The sequence below is a fragment of the Pseudomonas sp. P5_A2_2 genome, from assembly GCF_054177685.1.
Window position 1 is genome coordinate 1 of sequence record NZ_JBGCUL010000003.1, and the last position, 14,903, is coordinate 14,903.

General features: G+C 56.8%; 16 protein-coding genes. 15 read left to right on the forward strand and 1 reads right to left on the reverse strand.

Annotation, left to right across the window (positions count from 1 at the left end):
- Nucleotides 1-1,114: chromosomal replication initiator protein DnaA (gene dnaA / locus ACXRVY_RS00870; protein ID WP_458236953.1), on the reverse strand; the 1,114-nt coding region annotated here is incomplete at its 3' end.
- Nucleotides 1,115-1,680: 566 nt separating this feature from the next.
- Between dnaA and rpmH the strand changes: the two genes are divergently transcribed.
- From rpmH to atpA, 15 genes are all read left to right on the forward strand, one after another.
- A complete protein-coding gene (gene rpmH, locus ACXRVY_RS00875; RefSeq protein WP_003213577.1) occupies nucleotides 1,681-1,815 on the forward strand; it encodes a 50S ribosomal protein L34 in 135 nt (44 codons plus the stop codon).
- Nucleotides 1,816-1,831: 16 nt separating this feature from the next.
- Complete coding sequence (rnpA, locus tag ACXRVY_RS00880; RefSeq protein WP_056727027.1) at nucleotides 1,832-2,233, forward strand: ribonuclease P protein component; 402 nt, start codon at nucleotides 1,832-1,834, stop codon at nucleotides 2,231-2,233.
- Nucleotides 2,226-2,471: a membrane protein insertion efficiency factor YidD gene (gene yidD, locus ACXRVY_RS00885; RefSeq protein WP_010207715.1), complete on the forward strand. Its 246-nt coding sequence runs from the start codon at nucleotides 2,226-2,228 to the stop codon at nucleotides 2,469-2,471. Before rnpA ends, yidD begins: the two co-directional genes overlap by 8 nt.
- 2 nt (nucleotides 2,472-2,473) lie before the next feature.
- Nucleotides 2,474-4,153: a membrane protein insertase YidC gene (gene yidC / locus ACXRVY_RS00890; protein ID WP_458236954.1), complete on the forward strand. Its 1,680-nt coding sequence runs from the start codon at nucleotides 2,474-2,476 to the stop codon at nucleotides 4,151-4,153.
- 79 nt (nucleotides 4,154-4,232) lie between these two features.
- Nucleotides 4,233-5,603 carry a tRNA uridine-5-carboxymethylaminomethyl(34) synthesis GTPase MnmE gene (gene mnmE / locus ACXRVY_RS00895; protein ID WP_223459101.1) on the forward strand — a complete coding sequence of 457 codons (1,371 nt, stop codon included), beginning with the start codon at nucleotides 4,233-4,235 and terminating at the stop codon, nucleotides 5,601-5,603.
- A 549-nt stretch (nucleotides 5,604-6,152) separates the two neighbouring features.
- The gene (mnmG, locus tag ACXRVY_RS00900) at nucleotides 6,153-8,051 is read left to right on the forward strand and encodes a tRNA uridine-5-carboxymethylaminomethyl(34) synthesis enzyme MnmG (protein ID WP_223459100.1); all 1,899 of its coding nucleotides are present in this window, start codon (nucleotides 6,153-6,155) and stop codon (nucleotides 8,049-8,051) included.
- Complete coding sequence (rsmG, locus tag ACXRVY_RS00905) at nucleotides 8,048-8,692, forward strand: 16S rRNA (guanine(527)-N(7))-methyltransferase RsmG (RefSeq protein WP_223459098.1); 645 nt, start codon at nucleotides 8,048-8,050, stop codon at nucleotides 8,690-8,692. The genes mnmG and rsmG overlap by 4 nt, the downstream gene beginning before the upstream one ends.
- A gap of 18 nt (nucleotides 8,693-8,710) precedes the next feature.
- Nucleotides 8,711-9,508 (forward strand): ParA family protein, encoded by a 798-nt coding sequence (locus ACXRVY_RS00910; RefSeq protein ID WP_007969897.1) that lies wholly within the window; start codon nucleotides 8,711-8,713, stop codon nucleotides 9,506-9,508.
- A gap of 9 nt (nucleotides 9,509-9,517) precedes the next feature.
- The gene (locus tag ACXRVY_RS00915; RefSeq protein ID WP_458236955.1) at nucleotides 9,518-10,390 is read left to right on the forward strand and encodes a ParB/RepB/Spo0J family partition protein; all 873 of its coding nucleotides are present in this window, start codon (nucleotides 9,518-9,520) and stop codon (nucleotides 10,388-10,390) included.
- A 148-nt stretch (nucleotides 10,391-10,538) separates the two neighbouring features.
- Nucleotides 10,539-10,946: a F0F1 ATP synthase subunit I gene (locus tag ACXRVY_RS00920; protein ID WP_223459271.1), complete on the forward strand. Its 408-nt coding sequence runs from the start codon at nucleotides 10,539-10,541 to the stop codon at nucleotides 10,944-10,946.
- Between the two features lie 16 nt (nucleotides 10,947-10,962).
- Entirely contained in the window at nucleotides 10,963-11,832 is an 870-nt protein-coding gene (atpB, locus tag ACXRVY_RS00925) for a F0F1 ATP synthase subunit A (RefSeq protein ID WP_223459093.1), read from the forward strand.
- A gap of 134 nt (nucleotides 11,833-11,966) precedes the next feature.
- Nucleotides 11,967-12,224, forward strand: coding sequence for a F0F1 ATP synthase subunit C (gene atpE, locus ACXRVY_RS00930; RefSeq protein WP_003097235.1), 258 nt, complete (start codon nucleotides 11,967-11,969; stop codon nucleotides 12,222-12,224).
- A gap of 58 nt (nucleotides 12,225-12,282) precedes the next feature.
- Entirely contained in the window at nucleotides 12,283-12,753 is a 471-nt protein-coding gene (locus tag ACXRVY_RS00935; protein WP_108218798.1) for a F0F1 ATP synthase subunit B, read from the forward strand.
- Nucleotides 12,754-12,765: 12 nt separating this feature from the next.
- Entirely contained in the window at nucleotides 12,766-13,302 is a 537-nt protein-coding gene (locus tag ACXRVY_RS00940; protein ID WP_108218799.1) for a F0F1 ATP synthase subunit delta, read from the forward strand.
- Between the two features lie 21 nt (nucleotides 13,303-13,323).
- Nucleotides 13,324-14,868, forward strand: coding sequence for a F0F1 ATP synthase subunit alpha (atpA, locus tag ACXRVY_RS00945; RefSeq protein ID WP_030132553.1), 1,545 nt, complete (start codon nucleotides 13,324-13,326; stop codon nucleotides 14,866-14,868).
- Nucleotides 14,869-14,903 lie beyond the last annotated feature (35 nt).

Genomic DNA, 14,903 nt, shown 5'->3' on the forward strand with positions numbered 1-14,903 from the left:
CGTTTGAGCGAATACGTTGGGCAATGAAGAACGCGGCGTCGTGAGGCAGCTCGACTTTGGCCTGATCGGCCTTCTTCATCAGGATCGCCACGCGGGTTTCCAGTTCCGGCGGCTCGACCGCTACGGTCAGGCCCCAGCCGAAACGGGATTTGAGCCGTTCTTCAAGGCCTTCGATTTCTTTCGGGTAGCGGTCACTGGTGAGAATGACTTGCTGGCCACCTTCGAGCAGGGCGTTGAAGGTGTGGAAAAACTCTTCCTGGGAACGCTCCTTGCGGGCGAAGAACTGAATGTCATCGATCAGCAACGCATCCACCGAACGGTAGAAGCGCTTGAACTCGTTGATCGCGTTCAGTTGCAGGGCTTTGACCATGTCCGCCACGAAACGCTCGGAATGCAGGTACACCACCTTGGCATTCGGGTTCTTCTTTAATAGATGGTTACCCACAGCGTGCATCAAGTGGGTTTTACCCAGGCCGACGCCACCATAAAGGAACAGCGGGTTGTAACCGTGCTTGGGGTTGTCTGCCACCTGCCATGCGGCGGCGCGCGCCAACTGGTTGGATTTACCTTCAACGAAGTTCTCAAAGGTAAAGGTGCGGTTCAGGTAACTGGTGTGCTTGAGCGCACCTTCAACCTGCACGGTACGTTGCTCGGCGCGCACAGGTGCCTGTTGCGAACTGGCGCCGGCCATCGGGTCGAAGCTGTCACGGGAAGGTTCTTCCTCGGTGACCTCAGCCACTTTTTGCGGCGCACGCTTGGTCGACGCGGCGGCAGGTGCTGGCGGTGGACTGGCGGGCGCTTGAGCAGCCTGGGCCTGGGAAGCCGCGGCAGCCAGGGGAGCATTGGGTGCGGCACGGGGTGCCGAACTGCGTTTGCTGCCTATTAATAAGGAAAGCGCAGGCGCCATGCCATTGCCGTGCTCATCGAGCAATTCGAGAACACGCCCCAGGTACTTTTCATTGACCCAGTCCAGAACAAAACGATTGGGTGCATAGACACGCAACTCGTCGCCTTCAGCTTCGACCTGTAGTGGACGGATCCAAGTGTTGAATTGTTGGGCAGGCAGCTCATCGCGCAAAAGCTCCACGCACTGCTGCCAAAGTTCCACTGACACGGATATCCCCTAAGTTGAAAGCCGGTGAGGCAAAAACAAGCGGCCATTGTAGCGACCAGACGCCGACTTATCCACACGAAGGTGGTTCATCGACCAAGAAGAATCGCCGTTTCATACGCAAAAAAGACGACCAGTGGTCTGTGCATAAGCTCTGTGGATAACCGGGGTTAAGGTCATTGCACAAGTGGGGGCGAAACTCGGTGGATAACCGGCCTGTGGATAAACCCAGCTTCCACACACAGGTTATCCGACAGCGCAGCACAGGCTGAACACTGTTTTCCACTGTAGTTGTCATTCTCTGTACAGCAGACAAAACAAGGGCTGAATCGACTTATCCACAGAAGACTGCGGGCCTAGCTTTTATAAGCTTTACAGAAAAGCTTTAAATACTTTCCTTTCTTATTTTTATATTTGCCGACGGTTCGTTCAGCGGAAAACGTCCGGAGATCTATTTATAAGGAAACGCTGGTTGGAAATTGACCTGAAGGCTTGCTTTCTCTAGAATCCCCGGTCTCTTAAAACGGGGGCCATTCCGGCCCGTTGTGGACGAACCAGGTAACACGACAATGAAACGTACTTTCCAACCAAGCACTATCAAACGCGCTCGTACCCACGGTTTCCGTGCTCGCATGGCTACCAAGAACGGTCGTGCCGTCCTGTCGCGTCGTCGCGCCAAAGGTCGTGCGCGTCTGGCAGTTTGATAATCCGGCACTGGAGGTGAGTCAGGACTTCAGTCGGGAAAAGCGTCTGCTTACCCCCCGGCAATTCAAGGCGGTCTTTGACTCCCCTACCGGCAAGGTTCCGGGGAAAAATCTCCTGCTCCTTGCGCGCAACAACGATCTTGATCACCCCCGTCTCGGGTTGGTTATCGGGAAAAAGAGCGTAAAGCTCTCCGTCGAGCGCAATCGCCTCAAACGTCTGATGCGCGAGTCGTTTCGCCTGAACCAGGATTCTCTGGTCGGCTGGGACATCGTTATCGTCGCGCGCAAAGGTTTGGGTGATGTAGAAAACCCCGAATTGATTCAGCATTTCGGCAAACTCTGGAAGCGTCTGGCTCGCAGTTCGCCGGTACCAGCAGTCAAAACCGAAACTGTAGGGGTAGACAGTCCAGATGCGTAAACTGGCACTCGTTCCGATCCAGTTTTATCGCTATGCCATTAGTCCCCTGATGGCCAGTCACTGTCGTTTCTACCCCAGTTGTTCCTGCTACGCGTTAGAAGCCATCGAAAATCATGGCCTTCTTCGCGGTGGCTGGCTGACCTTTCGTCGTTTAGGTCGCTGTCATCCGTGGAATCCCGGTGGTTATGACCCGGTTCCACCTATCCCTACCTCCCGTTCTTCTTCGATGGCCGAGTAATCATGGATATCAAACGCACGATCCTGATCGTCGCCCTGGCAATCGTGTCCTACGTTATGGTTCTTAAATGGAACCAGGACTATGGCCAGGCTGCCCTGCCGACTCAGAATGTTGCCACCAATACGACTGCATCGGGCCTGCCGGATACGGCATCTGGCTCCAACGCTTCCGCCAGTGACGACATTCCACGTGCTGCAAGCGACACCAGCGCACCTGCCGAAACTCCGGTGGCTGTGAGCAAGGACCTCATCCAGATCAAAACGGATGTACTGGACCTGGCTGTCGACCCACAAGGTGGCGATGTTGCCCAGCTGACCCTGCCGCTGTATCCGCGTCGTCAGGATCACCCGGAAATTCCGTTCCAGCTGTTCGATAATGGCGGCGAACGTACTTATCTGGCGCAAAGCGGTCTGATCGGAAGCAACGGTCCGGATGCAAATCCGGCCGGTCGTCCGGTTTATTCCTCGGAGAAGAAGGTTTATCAACTGGCTGACGGTCAGGACCAATTGGTCGTAGACCTGAAGTTCAGCAAGGACGGCGTCAACTATATCAAGCGTTTCACCCTGAAACGCGGCCTGTACGACGTAACTGTTTCCTACCTGATCGACAACCAGAGCGCCCAGCCCTGGACCGGTGCGATGTTCGCCCAGTTGAAGCGCGACGCCAGCGCCGATCCTTCGTCGACCACGGCTACCGGCACCGCGACTTACCTGGGCGCCGCCCTGTGGACAAGTTCGGAGCCGTACAAGAAAGTGTCCATGAAGGACATGGACAAGGCGCCGTTGAAAGAAACCGTCACTGGCGGTTGGGTTGCCTGGTTGCAGCACTACTTCGTGACCGCATGGATTCCGGCCAAGGGCGAAAACAACGTCGTCCAGACCCGTAAAGACAGCAAAGGCAACTACATCATTGGCTACACCGGCCCATCGATGWGTGTTGCACCGGGTGCCAAGGCTGAGACCAGCGCTGTTCTGTACGCAGGTCCGAAAAGCCAGGCTGTGCTGAAAGAGTTGTCCCCAGGTCTGGAACTGACCGTCGACTACGGCATTCTGTGGTTCATCGCCCAACCGATCTTCTGGTTGCTGCAACACATCCACGCCATTGTGGGTAACTGGGGCTGGTCGATCATCTTCCTGACCATGCTGATCAAAGGGATTTTCTTCCCACTGTCGGCTGCCAGCTACAAATCCATGGCGCGCATGCGTGCAGTGGCACCGAAACTGGCAGCGCTGAAAGAGCAACATGGCGATGACCGGCAGAAAATGTCGCAAGCCATGATGGAGCTGTACAAGAAAGAGAAGATCAATCCGCTGGGTGGTTGCTTGCCAATCCTCGTGCAGATGCCGGTTTTCCTCTCGCTGTACTGGGTTCTGCTGGAAAGCGTCGAGATGCGTCAGGCGCCGTTCATGCTGTGGATTACTGACCTGTCGATCAAGGATCCGTTCTTCATTCTGCCGATCATCATGGGTGCAACCATGTTCATCCAGCAGCAGCTGAACCCGACTCCACCGGATCCGATGCAGGCCAAGGTGATGAAGCTGATGCCAATCATCTTCACCTTCTTCTTCCTGTGGTTCCCGGCGGGTCTGGTGCTGTACTGGGTAGTGAACAACTGCCTGTCGATCGCCCAACAGTGGTACATCACTCGTAAGATCGAAGCGGCTACCAAAGCAGCTGCCTGATTTACACTGTGGATAACCACTCAAAACGCCCCCTAGTGGGGCGTTTTGCTATCTGTCACTTTTGTCTGGATACCGGTTTATGAGCGCTCCTCGTGAAACCATCGCCGCCGTCGCCACCGCTCAAGGTCGCGGCGGTGTAGGCATCGTCCGTATTTCCGGGCCGTTGGCCAGCGTTGCGGCCAAGGCTTTCAGCGGTCGCGAACTCAAGCCGCGATTTGCTCACTACGGTCCGTTTTTAAGTGAAAACGATGAAGTACTGGACCAAGGCATCGCCCTGTATTTCCCGGGCCCGAACTCTTTCACTGGCGAAGATGTGCTGGAGTTGCAAGGCCACGGCGGCCCGATCGTTCTGGATATGCTGCTCAAGCGCTGCCTGGAACTGGGTTGCCGGCTCGCCCGACCGGGGGAATTCAGTGAGCGCGCCTTCCTCAACGACAAACTTGATCTGGCTCAGGCCGAAGCCATTGCCGACCTGATTGAAGCCAGTTCTGCCCAGGCTGCGAGAAACGCGTTGCGCTCCCTGCAGGGGGCTTTCTCGTCACGTGTGCACAACCTCACCGAGCAATTGATCGGCCTGCGCATCTATGTCGAAGCGGCCATCGATTTCCCGGAAGAGGAAATCGACTTCCTCGCCGATGGCCACGTCCTGAGCATGCTCGACAAAGTGCGCGACGAGTTATCCACCGTCATGCGCGAAGCCGGGCAGGGCGCCTTGCTGCGTGACGGCATGACCGTGGTGATTGCCGGTCGTCCGAATGCCGGTAAATCCAGCCTGCTCAATGCCCTGGCCGGGCGTGAAGCGGCGATCGTGACCGAAATTGCCGGCACCACCCGGGACGTGCTTCGTGAACATATCCACATTGATGGCATGCCGTTGCACGTGGTGGATACCGCCGGTCTGCGCGATACCGATGATCATGTGGAAAAAATCGGCGTCGAGCGAGCCCTGAAAGCCATCGGCGAAGCAGATCGAGTATTGCTGGTGGTCGATGCTTCGGCACCGGAAGCCCTCGATCCGTTCGCGCTGTGGCCGGAATTTCTCGAAATCCGTCCCGATCCCGCGAAAGTCACCCTGATCCGCAACAAGGCCGACCTTACGGGCGAAGCCATTGCCCTGGAGGTCAGCGACGACGGTCACGTCACCATCAGCCTTAGCGCCAAGTCTGGTGGTGTCGGCCTGGAGCTACTGCGTGATCACCTCAAGGCCTGCATGGGTTATGAACAGACGTCCGAAAGCAGTTTCAGTGCTCGCCGGCGCCACCTGGAGGCGCTACGTCATGCCAGTGCTGCTCTCGAGCATGGTCGTGCCCAATTGACCCTGGCCGGTGCTGGCGAGTTGTTGGCCGAGGATTTGCGCCAGGCTCAGCAGTCGCTGGGTGAAATCACCGGTGCTTTCAGCTCTGACGACCTGCTGGGGCGAATTTTCTCCAGCTTCTGTATCGGTAAGTAGCCCTCCTGTTATTCACAGACAGGCCATTCGTGCCTGTCTGCTCTCTCCTTTTCTGAAAAAACCTCCAGTGCCGAGCGGACTTCGTCTGCTTGGGCGCAATTCCTGTACCCGGATTTCGGGCAAACGGCGCTTTTCTGTGGATTAAGCCCTGTGAATAACCGCCGCTAAGGTCAGTTGATAACAGGGCCTGAAAACTGAACATAACCACCTCTGTGGATAACCACCCGTTTCATCCACAGGCTTACACCGGTTATCCAAGGGCCTCATTGGCACATGGACACAGGGTTTTGAATCTCTGTACACATTGAAAACAAAGGGCTGTATAGATCTATCCACAGAAAGGCATGTGCATAGAAATAAACATAAAAACAAAGATTTAATAAATTTCTTTCTTTTTAATTTCTATAACCCCGAGTTTTCCACAGCTGGTTAAATTTTGTGCAAAGGGTTCTTTAGGAAGGGCGAAGTCCCTATACTTGTCGACCAGGTCCAAAAACCTGAGCTCAAACTATTCCTGAATTACCTACTTAAGCAGGCACGAGGTGCGTGGTGGATTTCCCTTCCCGTTTTGAAGTGATCGTCATCGGCGGCGGTCATGCCGGTACCGAGGCAGCACTGGCCTCAGCACGTATGGGGGTTAAAACCCTGTTGCTGACGCATAACGTGGAAACCCTCGGTGCCATGAGTTGCAACCCGGCCATTGGCGGGATCGGCAAAAGCCATCTGGTCAAGGAAATCGATGCCCTCGGTGGCGCGATGGCCATGGCTACCGATAAAGGCGGTATCCAGTTTCGCGTGTTGAACAGCCGCAAAGGCCCGGCCGTACGTGCAACCCGCGCACAGGCAGACCGGGTTCTGTACAAGGCCGCGGTTCGCGAAATCCTGGAAAACCAGCCGAACCTGTGGATATTTCAACAGGCCGCTGACGATCTGATCGTCGAGCAGGAACAAGTCCGTGGTGTTGTCACCCAAATGGGCCTGCGTTTCTTCGCCGATTCGGTGGTGTTGACCACCGGTACGTTCCTCGGTGGACTTATCCACATCGGTTTGCAGAATTTTTCCGGCGGTCGCGCCGGTGATCCGCCGTCGATTGCGCTGGCTCACCGTCTGCGTGAACTGCCATTGCGTGTGGGTCGTTTGAAAACCGGTACTCCGCCGCGTATCGACGGCCGGTCTGTGGATTTCTCGGTGATGGCCGAACAACCGGGMGATACGCCGATCCCGGTGATGTCGTTCATGGGCAACAAAGAACAGCATCCACGGCAGGTCAGTTGCTGGATTACCCACACGAATGCGCGCACCCACGAAATCATTGCCGCGAACCTCGACCGTTCGCCGATGTATTCCGCTGCCGGTGAGATCGAAGGGATCGGTCCGCGTTATTGCCCGTCGATCGAAGACAAGATCCATCGCTTTGCCGACAAGGAAAGCCACCAGGTCTTCATCGAACCGGAAGGCCTGACGACAAACGAGCTGTATCCGAACGGGATATCCACAAGCTTGCCGTTCGACGTGCAACTGCAGATCGTGCAATCGATCCGCGGCATGGAAAACGCGCACATCGTGCGTCCGGGCTACGCCATCGAGTACGACTACTTCGACCCGCGCGACCTGAAGTACAGCCTGGAAACCAAAGTCATCGGCGGCCTGTTCTTTGCCGGGCAAATCAACGGCACCACCGGTTACGAAGAAGCCGGCGCCCAGGGTTTGCTGGCCGGGACCAACGCAGCACTGCGTGCACAAGGCAAAGATGCCTGGTGCCCGCGTCGCGACGAGGCCTACATCGGCGTGTTGGTCGACGACCTGATTACCCTTGGTACTCAAGAGCCATACCGGATGTTCACGTCCCGTGCCGAGTACCGCTTGATCCTTCGTGAAGACAACGCCGACCTGCGCTTGACCGAAAAAGGTCGCGAACTGGGCCTGGTGGATGACGAGCGTTGGGCAGCTTTCTGCAAAAAGCGCGAAAGCATCGAACTGGAAGAGCAACGCTTGAAAAGTACCTGGGTTCGCCCAGGCACCGAGCAGGGCGATGCGATTTCCGAGAAGTTCGGTACGCCGYTGACCCACGAATACAATTTGCTCAACCTGCTGAGCCGTCCGGAAATCGACTACGCTGGTCTGATCGCCGTGACTGGTGGGGGCGCAGAAGATCCACAGGTTGCCGAGCAGGTCGAAATCAAGACCAAGTACGCCGGCTACATCGATCGTCAACAGGATGAAATCGCCCGCTTGCGCGCCAGCGAAGACACCAAACTGCCTGTGGATATCGATTACACGAACATTTCCGGTCTCTCCAAAGAGATCCAGAGCAAGCTCGGTGCGACCCGTCCAGAGACTTTGGGCCAGGCCTCGCGTATCCCGGGCGTAACGCCAGCGGCCATTTCGCTGTTGATGATTCATTTGAAAAAACGCGGCGCGGGCCGTCAGTTGGAGCAAAGCGCTTGAGTTCGTTGGTCACTTCGCAACACGCAGAAGAGTTATCCACAGGTGCCCGCCAGCTTGGCGTCACACTGACAGAAACCCAGCACACGCAACTGCTGGGTTACCTGGCCCTGTTGATCAAATGGAACAAGGCTTACAACCTCACCGCCGTGCGTGATCCGGACGAAATGGTCTCCCGTCACCTGCTCGACAGTCTGAGCGTGATGTCATTCATCGAAAACGGACGCTGGCTCGACGTCGGCAGTGGCGGCGGCATGCCTGGCATTCCGCTGGCGATCCTGTTTCCCGAGTCCCAGGTGACCTGCCTGGACAGCAATGGCAAGAAAACCCGCTTCCTGACCCAGGTCAAACTCGAACTCAAACTGGATAACCTGCAAGTTATCCACAGTCGCGTCGAAGCCTTCCAGCCTGCCCAGCCGTTCAACGGGATCATTTCCCGGGCGTTCAGCAGCATGGAGAACTTCAGCAACTGGACTCGCCACCTCGGCGATAGCGAAACACGCTGGCTGGCAATGAAGGGCGTTCATCCGGCCGATGAGCTGGTAGCATTGCCGGCAGACTTCCACCTCGATAGCGAACACGCCCTGGCCGTACCTGGTTGCCAAGGCCAACGCCATCTGCTGATACTGCGCCGCACGGCATGATTGGGAACACAAGCAAGAATGGCTAAGGTATTCGCGATTGCGAACCAAAAGGGTGGCGTGGGCAAAACCACCACCTGCATCAACCTCGCAGCATCCCTGGTCGCGACCAAGCGTCGGGTGCTGTTGATCGACCTTGATCCACAGGGCAACGCCACCATGGGTAGCGGTGTGGATAAACATGGCCTGGAAAACTCGGTCTACGATCTGCTGATCGGCGAATGTGATCTGGCCCAGGCCATGCACTTCTCCGAACACGGTGGTTACCAGTTGTTGCCGGCTAACCGCGACCTCACCGCGGCCGAAGTGGTGCTGCTGGAAATGCAGATGAAGGAAAGCCGTCTGCGCAGTGCGCTGGCGCCGATCCGGGAAAACTACGATTACATCCTGATCGACTGCCCGCCGTCGCTGTCGATGCTGACCCTGAACGCACTGGTTGCCGCCGACGGGGTCATTATCCCCATGCAGTGCGAGTACTTCGCACTCGAAGGCTTGAGCGACCTTGTGGATAACATCAAGCGTATCGCTGAACTGCTGAACCCGAACCTCAAGGTCGAAGGCCTGCTGCGGACGATGTACGACCCGCGCCTGAGCCTGATGAACGATGTCTCGGCGCAGCTCAAGGAACACTTCGGCGAACAGCTCTACGACACCGTCATTCCGCGCAACATCCGTCTGGCCGAAGCACCAAGCTACGGCATGCCGGCGCTGGCGTACGACAAAGCATCGCGAGGCGCCGTTGCCTACTTGGCATTGGCGGGCGAAATGGTTCGTCGTCAACGCAAAAACTCACGCATCGCCGCTGCTCAGGCAACTTAAGGAATCCCCATGGCCGTCAAGAAACGAGGTCTCGGACGTGGACTGGATGCTCTGTTGAGTGGTCCGACTGTCAACTCGCTGGAGGAACAAGCGGCGCAAGCCGATCAGCGAGAGCTGCAGCACCTTCCCCTGGATCTGCTCCAGCGCGGCAAGTACCAGCCGCGTCGTGACATGGATCCGCAGGCGCTCGAAGAGCTGGCACAGTCGATCAAGGCCCAGGGCGTCATGCAGCCCATCGTGGTTCGCCCGATCGGCAGCGGCCGCTTTGAAATCATTGCCGGCGAACGTCGCTGGCGCGCCAGCCAGCAAGCCGGYCAGGAAACCATCCCGGCGATGGTTCGCGATGTACCCGATGAAACCGCGATCGCCATCGCGCTGATCGAGAACATCCAGCGCGAAGACCTGAACCCGATTGAAGAAGCGGTGGCCCTGCAGCGTTTGCAGCAGGAGTTCCAGCTGACCCAGCAACAGGTGGCCGAGGCGGTGGGTAAGTCCCGGGTGACCGTGGCTAACCTGCTGCGCCTGATTTCCTTGCCGGAAGTCATCAAGACCATGTTGTCCCACGGCGACCTGGAAATGGGTCATGCCCGTGCTTTGCTCGGTTTGCCGGAAATTCAACRGGTTGAAGGGGCGCGACATGTTGTCGCACGCGGACTGACCGTGCGCCAGACCGAGGCACTGGTTCGCCAGTGGTTGAGTGGCAAACCGGAGCCTGTTGAACCGGCAAAACCGGACCCGGATATCGCCCGCCTCGAGCAGCGCCTGGCCGAGCGCCTAGGCTCTGCGGTGCAGATTCGCCACGGTAAGAAGGGTAAAGGGCAGTTGGTGATTGGTTACAACTCTCTGGATGAGCTTCAAGGCGTACTTGCACATATCCGCTGAAACATTTCCTCATGTAGCGCGCAGTCGGAAATCACTACCTGACAGTTGAATAGGGGCAGAACCGCCCCTATACTCTGCGCGCATTTTGTCGGCACAAATTATGCCAAGTTAGTGAGTTTCGGCAGCCGACCATTGGGGAGTAAAAATGATGGAAACCCGCACGCCAAACCGCCTGCCCTTCCATCGTCTGGCAGTTTTTCCGGTGTTAATGGCTCAATTTGTCGTTCTGCTCATTGCCGCTTTGGCGCTCTGGCAACGGTATGGAGTCGTTGCCGGGTACTCGGGGCTCTGCGGAGGCCTGATAGCCTTGCTTCCCAATGTTTATTTCGCTCACAGGGCATTTCGGTTTACCGGCGCCCGGGCAGCTCAAGCCATCGTCCGGTCATTTTATGCCGGCGAGGCGGGCAAACTGATTTTGACGGCGGTGCTTTTTGCATTGACGTTCGCAGGTGTGAAGCCATTGGCGCCGCTAGCTGTATTCGGCGTCTTCGTGCTGACCCAACTGGTCAGCTGGTTCGCTCCCCTGCTGATGAGAACAAGACTTTCGAGACCTTAGGGCGTTTGAGGCAACCATGGCAGAAACAACCGCTTCGGGCTATATCCAGCACCACTTGCAGAACCTGACCTTCGGTCAGCTCCCTACCGGCGGCTGGGGCTTTGCCCACACCGCAGCAGAAGCCAAGGAAATGGGCTTCTGGGCTTTCCACGTCGATACTCTCGGCTGGTCGGTCGCATTGGGTCTGATCTTCGTTCTTCTTTTCCGCATGGCGGCAAAGAAGGCGACTACCGGTGTTCCTGGTGCTTTGCAGAACTTCGTTGAAGTATTGGTCGAATTCGTCGATGGCAGCGTGAAAGACAGCTTCCATGGCCGTAGCCCGGTGATTGCACCGTTGGCACTGACCATCTTCGTCTGGGTGTTCCTGATGAACGCCGTCGACCTGGTACCGGTCGACTGGATTCCTCAGCTGGCCATCCTGATCTCCGGCGACCACCACATCCCGTTCCGCGCCGTGTCGACCACCGACCCGAACGCGACTCTGGCCATGGCCTTCACGGTGTTCGCGCTGATCATTTTCTACAGCATCAAGATCAAGGGCCTCGGCGGCTTCATCGGCGAGCTGACCCTGCACCCGTTCGGCAGCAAGAACATCTTCCTTCAGGCCCTGCTGATCCCGGTGAACTTCCTGCTGGAATTCGTGACCCTGATCGCCAAGCCGATCTCCCTGGCTCTGCGTCTGTTCGGCAACATGTACGCCGGCGAGCTGGTCTTCATTCTGATTGCTGTGATGTTCGGCAGCGGTCTGCTCTGGCTCAGCGGCCTGGGCGTCGTTCTGCAGTGGGCGTGGGCTGTGTTCCACATCCTGATCATCACCCTGCAGGCGTTCATCTTCATGATGCTGACCATCGTCTACCTGTCGATGGCACACGAAGAAAACCATTAAGACCAGTCTCGACTAGTCTGATGTCCCTCCCCGTTAAACGGGAGGGGGCTCTTAACGGGGCCTCTGAAACGATTTGTTTTACCGCTTTAAATTAAAAAAACCTAAACCATACGACGTAAAAGTCGGGAGGAAAGATGGAAACTGTAGTTGGTCTAACCGCTATCGCTGTTGCACTGTTGATCGGCCTGGGCGCACTGGGTACCGCAATTGGTTTCGGCCTGCTGGGCGGCAAGTTCCTGGAAGGCGCAGCGCGTCAGCCAGAAATGGTTCCAATGCTGCAAGTTAAAATGTTCATCGTTGCCGGTCTGCTCGACGCCGTAACCATGATCGGTGTTGGTATCGCTCTGTTCTTCACCTTTGCGAACCCGTTCGTTGGTCAAATCGCTGGCTGATTACTCGGATCTTCCGGGTAATTTGGTGTGATGGACAACGTAACTGCGAGGTGTTGGCGTGAACATTAATGCGACCCTGATTGGCCAGTCCGTTGCGTTCCTGATTTTTGTACTGTTCTGCATGAAGTTCGTATGGCCTCCGGTCATTGCGGCACTGCACGAACGTCAAAAGAAGATCGCTGATGGTCTGGACGCTGCCAGCCGTGCAGCTCGCGACCTGGAGTTGGCCCAAGAGAAAGCGGGTCAGCAACTGCGCGAAGCGAAAGCTCAGGCAGCTGAAATCATCGAGCAAGCCAAGAAACGCGGTAATCAGATTGTCGAAGAGGCTGTTGAAAAAGCCCGTGTCGACGCTGACCGTGTGAAGGTTCAGGCTCAGGCCGAGATCGAACAGGAACTGAACAGCGTCAAAGACATGCTGCGTGCCCAAGTGGGCTTGCTGGCAGTCGAAGGCGCCGAGAAGATCCTGGGTGCCACAATCGATCAAAACGCGCACGCAAAGCTGGTTAACCAACTGGCTGCTGAAATCTAAGCGAGGGCGATCATGGCAGAACTGACCACGTTGGCCCGACCTTACGCTAAGGCGGCCTTCGAGCACGCTCAGGCCCACCAGCAACTGGCCAATTGGTCAGCCATGCTCGGCCTGGCTGCGGCGGTGTCGCAAGACGACACCCTGCAGCGCGTGCTCAAGGCCCCGCGACTGACGAGCGCAGAAAAGGCCACCACGTTCATTGACGTGTGTGGCGACAAGTTTGATGCCAAGGCACAGAACTTCATCAATGTCGTTGCCGAAAACGACCGTCTCCTGCTATTGCCGGAGATCGCCGCTCTTTTCGACCTGTACAAGGCCGAGCAAGAGAAGTCGGTAGACGTTGAAGTGACCAGTGCTTTTGCATTGAACCAAGAACAGCAAGACAAACTCGCCAAGGTTCTCAGTGCACGACTCAACCGGGAAGTGCGCCTGCAAGTTGCGGAGGACGCTGCCCTTATTGGTGGTGTCGTCATCCGCGCCGGCGACCTGGTTATCGATGGCTCGATTCGCGGCAAAATCGCGAAACTGGCCGAAGCATTGAAATCTTGAGTTTGAAGGGGCAGCAGAGCAATGCAGCAACTCAATCCTTCCGAAATAAGTGAAATTATCAAGGGCCGCATCGACAAGCTCGATGTGACCTCCCAAGCCCGTAACGAAGGCACTGTCGTCAGCGTATCTGACGGTATCGTGCGGATTCACGGTCTGGCCGACGTTATGTACGGCGAGATGATCGAGTTTCCGGGCGGCGTCTTCGGCATGGCCCTCAACCTGGAGCAAGACTCCGTAGGTGCCGTTGTATTGGGCGCTTACCAGTCTCTGGCTGAAGGCATGAGCGCCAAGTGCACCGGCCGCATCCTGGAAGTTCCAGTTGGTAAGGAACTGCTGGGTCGCGTTGTCGACGCACTGGGTAACCCTGTTGACGGCAAAGGTCCGTTGGGCAACACCGAGACCGACGCGGTCGAGAAAGTTGCTCCAGGCGTGATCTGGCGTAAGTCGGTAGACCAGCCTGTACAGACTGGCTACAAGGCTGTCGATGCCATGATCCCGGTCGGCCGTGGTCAGCGTGAGCTGATCATCGGTGACCGTCAGATCGGTAAAACCGCTCTGGCGATCGACGCGATCATCAACCAGAAGAACAGCGGCATTTTCTGCGTCTACGTAGCTATCGGTCAGAAACAATCGACCATCGCCAACGTGGTTCGCAAGCTGGAAGAAAACGGCGCCCTGGCCAACACGATCATCGTGGCTGCCAGTGCTTCGGAATCTCCTGCGCTGCAATTCCTGGCACCGTACTCCGGTTGCACCATGGGTGAATTCTTCCGCGACCGCGGTGAAGACGCGCTGATCGTTTATGACGATCTGTCCAAGCAAGCAGTGGCTTACCGCCAGATTTCCCTGCTGCTGCGCCGTCCACCAGGCCGTGAAGCTTACCCAGGCGACGTGTTCTATCTCCACTCCCGTCTGCTGGAGCGCGCATCCCGCGTTTCGGAAGAATACGTAGAGAAGTTCACCAACGGCGCAGTGACCGGCAAAACCGGTTCCCTGACCGCACTGCCGATCATCGAAACCCAGGCTGGCGACGTTTCCGCGTTCGTTCCGACCAACGTGATTTCCATCACTGACGGTCAGATCTTCCTGGAATCGGCCATGTTCAACTCGGGCATCCGCCCTGCAGTGAACGCCGGTGTTTCGGTATCCCGTGTGGGTGGTGCCGCTCAGACCAAGATCATCAAGAAGCTGTCCGGTGGTATCCGTACCGCTCTGGCTCAGTACCGTGAACTGGCGGCATTCGCCCAGTTCGCTTCTGACCTGGACGAAGCGACCCGTAAGCAACTTGAGCATGGTCAGCGCGTTACCGAGCTGATGAAGCAGAAGCAATACGCACCAATGTCGATCGCTGACATGGCGCTGTCGCTGTATGCCGCTGAGCGTGGGTTCCTGACTGACGTTGAAATCGCCAAGATCGGCAGCTTCGAACAAGCGCTGATTGCTTTCTTCAACCGCGATCACGCCGATTTGATGGCGAAGATCAACGTGAAAGGTGACTTCAATGACGAAATCGACGCTGGCATGAAAGCCGGTATCGAGAAGTTCAAGGCCACCCAAACCTGGTAAGCCGCAGCGGGAGCCGCAAGGCTCCCGCTTGCTAA